This is a genomic window from uncultured Nevskia sp., assembly GCF_903885465.1.
Taxonomy (GTDB): Bacteria; Pseudomonadota; Gammaproteobacteria; order Nevskiales; family Nevskiaceae; genus Nevskia.
This window is the reverse complement of the sequence record NZ_CAISIQ010000545.1, coordinates 1-7,104: the sequence shown is the minus strand read 5'-3', so window position 1 is coordinate 7,104 and position 7,104 is coordinate 1. Positions and strand designations below refer to the sequence as shown.

Here is a 7,104-nt window from a genome sequence, read left to right as displayed (position 1 = left end):
GGCTGCGCGTCTCAGCGGCTGCTGTACAGAACCTGTTCGTTGCGCCAGTCGAAGACGATGCCCTCGGGCACGATCTGGGCGATGCGCGGGCCTTCGCTCAGGGCGTCGCCCTCGCGATAGCGGCGGCCGTTGATCAGCACGAAGCGGCGCTGCGGATTGTCGTTGTAGACATGCACGTCGATGCTGATCGGCGGGAACTCGGCCCGGTACGCCGGCGGCATGTCTTTCAGGCGCTGGACCGATGCCGCGGAGGCTGGAGTCGGGACAGGAGCCGGCGCGGCCTGACGTACTGCCGGTGCTGGAGCCGGACCCGCTGTCGGGCTCGCGGCCGTCGCTGCCGAACTTGCCGTCACCGGCACGTATTCCTCGATCGGAATCACCAGGTCTTCGCCGGCCGCAGGTGTCGTGTTGCTCGGCGTCGCATTCGCGTTGGTCACCAGCTGCCTGGCTTGCGGCTGGGGCGCTGGCGCTGCGGACGATGGTTTGGGATCGAGCTTGAAGGACGTCGACGAAGGCGACGACGCGGCCGGTTTCGCGGCGATCACCGGCGCCGGTTCACGCGGCTGTGATGGCGTCACCAAAGTCGAACCGTCATCAACCTGCATGCCCCCGGTAGCCTCTTCAGCGACCGGAGCGGCTGCGGCATCGGGTGTGTCGCCATCGGTCAGATCGTCGAGCGAGGCAATGCTGGCGCTGTCCTCGATGCGTGCATCCTGGGATTCATCGGCTGGATTCGCAGCAACAGGCGCAGCCGGGGCAGCCGGCGCGGGGTCGTGGGTGACCTCGACGAAAGCCGATTCGGCCGGAGCGGTATCTGCTGCTGCCGGATGCCTGCTGCGCAGGAACGCGAACACGGCCAGCGCCACGATCGCCACGGCGACGACGCCCAGAATGATCGGCCGTCGGCCCGGTTGCTGCCGCTTGGCCGGTGGCGGTACGGCCACTTCTTCGAGCGCGGTGGGCGCCTGGCCCAGCTTGCGCTCGCGTTCGGCACGTTTCAGGGCATCGAGGATCAGACTCATGGCGCGTCCCTCAGCGACGGCGTGCCGGGTTTCGGCGACAGGTTGCCCAGCAGCATCAAGGTGCGGGTGCCGGCGATGCCGTCAGCGGGCAAGCCGTGGCTAGTCTGGAAACGCAGTACCTGCGTCTTCAGCTCCGTCCCGAAGTTGGTTGGCAGGGCACCGCTCAGGGTCTTGCCATCGGCTTTCGCCAAAGCCCGGCGCAGCCACAGTACGGAATTGCCACGCGTCTGACTGTCGATCTGGGATTCCTCGATCGGCCGCTGCCAGAGCATCAGGAATTCGCTGTTCCATAGCGGATCCAGCGTTGCGAACGGCAGCCGCAGCGGGCCGTCAGCGGTATCGATGATGGCGTTGTCGCCATCGACTGCGCGCAGCAGCGCGTACTGGCGGCTGCCGTCTTCGAACTCCAGGGTCAGGATCGCCGGATGGTTCATCTGCCGCAGCTCGTCCCAGCTGGCGTCGCCCTTGTAGCAATCGATGGCATTGCGGGCCAGCGCGCGGCACACATTCTGGCCACGCGGAATGCTCAGGCCCGGCTGCCACAGGCCGATCAGCCGCGACATCACCGCCGGCAGCGGCTGGGCCGTTGCCTGCAGCGCGCCGACGCCGGAAGGCTTCGCGGCCGGCGCGGGTGCCGGCGCAGGCGCGGCAACTGGCGCGGGCTTCGGCTGCTCGGCGGCAACCACGGCAGCAGGCTTGGCTTCCGCCTTGCTGCCGCCATTCAGCGTCTGGTTCAGCAGTACGCCGGCAATCACCAGCGCCGCGATCGCCAGCGCCGATTCGACCCAGGGCAGCGGCACGGCTCGCGGCCGCAGGCGCTTGGCCAGCCAGCCGGAGGCCGATTGGCTCGGCTGTACGCCGGTCACTTCAACAGCCGCCTGATCGACGATCGCCGGCGTTACCGACCGCAGACCACGCGCATAGGCGCCGAGCAGCGAGCGATCGCAGATGATGTTGATCTGGCGCGGAATGCCGCGCGCGTAGCGATGCACGCTGCGCATCGCGGCGTCGGTGAACAGGTCCGACGGACCGCCGACCACATGCAGGCGATGGATGATGTACTGCATCGTCTCGGTCAGGGTCAGCGGCGTCAGATGGAAACGCGCCGTGATCCGGCTCGCCAGCTGGCGCAGCTCCGGCCGATTGAGCAGCTCGACCAGCTCCGGCTGGCCGATCAGCATGATCCGCAGCAGCTTTTCCTTGGTCGTTTCGAGATTGGTCAGCAGCCGCACCTGTTCGAGCACCGGCGTCGGCAGGTTCTGCGCTTCGTCGATGATCAGCACCGTGCGCCGGCCGGCGGCATGGCTGGCGAGCAGATGCTGATTCAGCGCATCGACCAGGGTCTTGATCGAATGCCCGGACGGATCATTGCTGCGACCGGGGTAGTCCACGCCCAGCTCGTCGAGGATCGAGGCAACGAACTCGACCTCGTTCTGACGCGGGTTGTGGATCATCGCGATGTCCACGTTATCCAGCTTCTGCGCGAGCAGGGTGCGGACGATCGTGGTCTTGCCGGTGCCGACTTCGCCGGTCAGCTGCACGAAACCGCCGTACTGGCCGGTGCCGTAAAGCAGATGGCCGAGCGCCTCCTGATGGCGCGAGCTCATGTACAGGAAGGCCGGATCGGGGGCGATCGAAAACGGCGGCTCGCGGAGTTTGTAATGCGCGGCGTACAAGGGCGGAAACGGAGTCTGAAAAGGCGCCGGAGATAGGCTGCGCGAGTATAACGAAAGGCTTGCTCGCCTCCGGTTCCGTCTTAAGACCTTTAGCTTCTCCGAGTCTTCGAAGCCTGAATATCGACGACATCGGCGTCGAAACGGCCGCGCGCCAGTTGCACGGAAATCCGCTCGCCTTCGCTCAGTTCGGTGCTGTCGCGAAGGATGCGGCCATCGGCACCAGTCGCCAGCGCGTAGCCACGCTCCAGCACGGCGGACGGATTCAGGCTGTTCAGCAGCGCTTCGGCCTGACGCAACCGAGCGCGCCGTTCGGCGAGCACACTGCTGCCGGCGCGCATCAAACGATCGGCGAGCAGGCGCAGCTGGCCTTGCCGCAGCACGATGCGTGGCAGCGGCGCGGCGGCTTCGAAGCGCTGTTCTTGGCGGCGCAGACGTTCCGAGCTCGCCGCGAGGCGACTGCTCATCGCGTGGCGCAGGCGCTCGTCGAGTTCATCGAGCCGTTGCGCCCGCTCCTGCAGCCGGCGACCTGGATGCAGGCTCTGCAGGCGGCCCGACGTCTGGGCCAGACGCTCGCGCAACTGCAGCAGCCGACGATTGACCAGGCCGATCAGCGCGATATCGAGCGTGTCGACGCGCGAATAACGCTCGGCAATATCCGGCGTTGCCAGTTCAGCGGCGGCGGTCGGCGTGGCGGCGCGGAGATCGGCGGCGAAATCGGCGATCGTGAAGTCGATCTCGTGGCCGACGCCCGAAACCACCGGCACCGTGCAGGCGCGGATCGCCCTGGCCACGCCCTCATCGTTGAACGCCCACAGATCTTCCAGCGAGCCGCCGCCGCGGGCGAGCAGGATGACATCGACCGGCGCCCGCAGCGGCAGTTCGCGCAGCGCCCGGATGATCGCCGGCGGCGCTTCCTTGCCTTGCACCGGGACTGGCAAAAGCATCACTTCAGCTAGCGGCCAGCGGCGACGCAGCGCGTTGATGATGTCCTGCAACGCCGCACCGGTGCCCGAGGTGATCACGCCGATGCGGCGCGGCAGCTTCGGCAGCGGCCGTTTCAGCGCGGCATCGAACAGGCCTTCGGCGGCGAGCCTGGCTTTCAACTGCTCGAAGGCTCGCAGCAGCGCACCGGTGCCGGCTGCCTCCAGATGCTCGACGATCATCTGCAGCTCGCCACGCGCCGGATAGATGCCAACCTTGGCGCGCACCAGCACCGCATCGCCGTCCTTCGGCTGCGGACGGACGTAGTAGTTGGTGTTCTTGAACATCGCGCAGCGCAACTGGGCGCGCTCGTCCTTCAAGGTGAAATACCAGTGGCCGGAGGCGGGACGCGAAAAGTTCGAGATCTCGCCGGACACCCAGACGCTCGGCAGGCTGTCTTCCAGCAGGCCGCGCAGGATGTCGGCCAGTTCGGAAACGGAATAGGTGGTGCGCGCCGGCACGCCGCGGGAGGCTTCGTTCATCGGGCAAGCCTAGCGGCATTCAGCGCCGCATGGCAGAGCGCCGCGGATGGTTCAGCGTGGCGGCCAGGTCAGCTCGAAATCGACGGTGACGAACGGCCTTTGATTGGTCAGCCTGCGGGTGCCCAGACCGAGCCCGACCCGCAAGGGCGTCGGGCCGATATCGTTGAACGCCAAGCCCAGACCCTTGACCTGGTAACTGGGATCACCATCGAGCCAGGCATTCGGCCCCATCGTCCAGCCACTGTAGCTTCGATACCCCGTGAAGCTTCTGACGATGAACAGGCTGTGCCTGCTGGTCTGGTCACGGCAGTCGGCCCGCTCGATGAACACGCCGCAGCCGAAGCCCTTGACCAGCGATTGGGCCGCCAGCGGCGTCAGCCAGTTGAAGTTGAAATGCAGGAGACGGCGGTGCTCGGGGGCGGTAGCGCTGTCGATTACGGTCGATTCCGCGTGCGCCGGCAGGCCTATCACCAGGCCGAGCAAGCTCAGACGCAACAACAGGACTGGAGGGAATTTCACGGGCCGTACCGCCGTTTCGGGTCGGCAATGGCTTGCCGGATTGTGAAACTTACGGCCCCGGATTCAGCTTCTGGAGCGGCCGGGTTGCCGTCGGTAGCGTTGGTCGGAGCAACGGGAGGCCGGCGTTTTTTTTATACTATCGGATGGATACCAAGAACCCCGCTTCCCGCATCGACCTCGAAGCCCTGACGTTCGACGACGTCCTGCTGCAACCGGCTTATTCCGAGGTGCTTCCGCGTCAGGTTGACCTGCGCACCCCGCTCACCGCCCGGATCACCTTGAACATCCCGCTGTTGTCGGCGGCGATGGACACGGTGACCGAATCCGGCCTGGCGATCGCGCTGGCCCAGGAAGGCGGCATCGGCATCATCCACAAGAACATGACCCCGGCGCGGCAGGCGGCCGAGGTTCGCGCGGTGAAGAAGTACGAGAGCGGCATCATTGCCGATCCGATCACCGTGCCGCCGGGCATGACCATCGCCGACGTGCTGGCGCTGACCCGGGCCAATCACATCTCCGGCGTGCCGGTGGTCGATGGCGACAAGCTGGTCGGCATCGTCACCAGCCGCGATCTGCGCTTCGAAACGCGCATGGATCAGCCGGTGTCGAAGATCATGACCCCGCAGCCGCGGCTGGTGACGGTCAAGGAAGGCGCGCCGCGCACCGAGGTCATCGAACTGCTGCACGAGCACCGCATCGAGAAGGTGCTGGTGGTCAACGAGGCTTTCCAGTTGCGCGGCATGATCACGGTCAAGGACATCCAGAAGTCCACCGAACATCCGCTGGCCTGCAAGGACGAGCATGGCCGTCTGCGAGTCGGCGCTGCAGTCGGTACCGGCGCCGATACCGACGAGCGCGTTGCAGCACTCATTGAAGCTGGCGTCGACGTCATCGTCGTCGACACCGCTCACGGCCATTCCAAAGGCGTCATCGACCGTGTTCGCCAGATCAAGCAGCAGTACGGCGATCGCGTGCAGATCATCGGCGGCAACATTGCTACTGGCGCTGCGGCACTGGCGCTGGTCGAAGCGGGTGCCGACGCGGTCAAGGTCGGTATCGGCCCTGGTTCGATCTGCACCACGCGCATCGTCGCCGGTGTCGGCGTGCCGCAGATCAGCGCGGTGATGTCGGTTGCCGCCGCACTCAAGGATCTCGGCATTCCGTTGATCGCCGATGGTGGCGTGCGCTACTCGGGCGACTTCGCCAAGGCGCTGGCTGCCGGCGCCTATGCGGTGATGGTCGGTTCGATGCTGGCCGGCACCGAGGAAGCACCGGGCGATGTCGAGCTCTACCAGGGGCGCTCGTACAAGAGTTATCGCGGCATGGGCTCGCTCGGCGCGATGGCGCAGGGCTCGAAGGATCGCTACTTCCAGGACACCACGGCGGAAGTCGAAAAGCTGGTGCCGGAAGGCATCGAAGGCCGCGTGCCGTACAAGGGCCCGATGGCGGCGATCGTCCATCAGCTGATCGGCGGCCTGCGCGCCAGCATGGGCTACACCGGCTGCCAGAACACCGAAGAACTGCGCACCGTCACCCGCTTCGTGAAGATCACCTCCGCCGGCATGCGCGAGTCGCACGTCCACGACGTGGCGATCACCAAGGAAGCACCGAACTACCGCACCCAGAGCTGAAGATCCGATGACTGCTGCTGCCGTTGCCGTGAAGCAGATGCCGACGCCGACTCCAGATATCCACGCCGACCGGATTCTGATCCTCGATTTCGGCTCGCAGTACACCCAGCTGATCGCGCGTCGGGTGCGCGAACTCGGCGTCTACTGCGAACTGCATCCCTGGGACATGTCCGAGGACGAGGTCCGCGCGTTCGCACCGAAAGGTGTGATCCTGTCCGGCGGCCCGGAATCGGTCACCCAGCTGAAGGCGCCGCGCGTGCGTGACGCGGTCTGGGATCTGAAGGTGCCGGTGCTCGGCATCTGCTACGGCCTGCAGGCGATGGCCCATCAGCTGGGCGGCAAGGTCGAAGCGCACGATTCCAAGGAGTTCGGCTACGCCGAAATACGCGCGCGCGGCCATTCCGAACTGCTGCGCGACATCGAAGACCGGGTCAGCGAAGAAGGCCACGGCCTGCTCGATGTCTGGATGAGCCACGGCGACCGCGTGGTCGAAATCCCGCCCGGCTTCAAGCTGATCGCCAGCACCCGCGACGTGCCGATCGCCGGCATCGCCGATGAGGCGCGCCATTACTACGGCCTGCAATTCCATCCGGAAGTCACGCACACGACGCAGGGCATGCGCATCTACTCGCGCTTCGTCCACGAGATCTGCGGCTGCGGCCATGCCTGGACCTCCGACAACATCATCAGCGATGCCATCGAGCGCGTGCGCGCGCAGGTCGGCAGTGGCCGCGTGCTGCTGGGTCTGTCCGGCGGTGTCGACTCCTCGGTGGTCGCGGCGATGCTGCACAAG

6 protein-coding genes are annotated in these 7,104 nt (G+C 66.2%); 2 read left to right on the top strand and 4 right to left on the bottom strand.

Annotated features, from left to right (window positions below; all coding sequences use genetic code 11):
• Positions 1-11 precede the first annotated feature (11 nt).
• The 4 genes from QZY06_RS21050 to QZY06_RS21035 form a co-directional block, all read right to left on the bottom strand.
• Positions 12-1,022 (bottom strand): general secretion pathway protein GspB, encoded by a 1,011-nt coding sequence (locus tag QZY06_RS21050; RefSeq protein ID WP_295687948.1) that lies wholly within the window; start codon positions 1,020-1,022, stop codon positions 12-14.
• Positions 1,019-2,698, bottom strand: a complete 1,680-nt coding sequence (locus QZY06_RS21045) for an ExeA family protein (protein ID WP_295687945.1) — start codon at positions 2,696-2,698, stop codon at positions 1,019-1,021. The genes QZY06_RS21050 and QZY06_RS21045 overlap by 4 nt, the downstream gene beginning before the upstream one ends.
• A gap of 89 nt (positions 2,699-2,787) precedes the next feature.
• Positions 2,788-4,161, bottom strand: a complete 1,374-nt coding sequence (gene xseA, locus QZY06_RS21040) for an exodeoxyribonuclease VII large subunit (RefSeq protein WP_295687943.1) — start codon at positions 4,159-4,161, stop codon at positions 2,788-2,790.
• 51 nt (positions 4,162-4,212) lie between these two features.
• Entirely contained in the window at positions 4,213-4,680 is a 468-nt protein-coding gene (locus QZY06_RS21035) for a hypothetical protein (RefSeq protein ID WP_295687940.1), read from the bottom strand.
• Positions 4,681-4,823: 143 nt separating this feature from the next.
• Here QZY06_RS21035 and guaB point away from each other — a divergent pair, with 143 nt between their 5' ends.
• Together guaB and guaA are read left to right on the top strand one after the other, a co-directional pair.
• On the top strand, positions 4,824-6,311 hold the full coding sequence (guaB, locus tag QZY06_RS21030) for an IMP dehydrogenase (protein WP_295687937.1): 1,488 nt from the start codon (positions 4,824-4,826) through the stop codon (positions 6,309-6,311).
• Positions 6,312-6,318: 7 nt separating this feature from the next.
• A partial coding sequence (gene guaA, locus QZY06_RS21025) for a glutamine-hydrolyzing GMP synthase (protein WP_295687934.1) occupies positions 6,319-7,104 on the top strand: 786 nt, incomplete at its 3' end.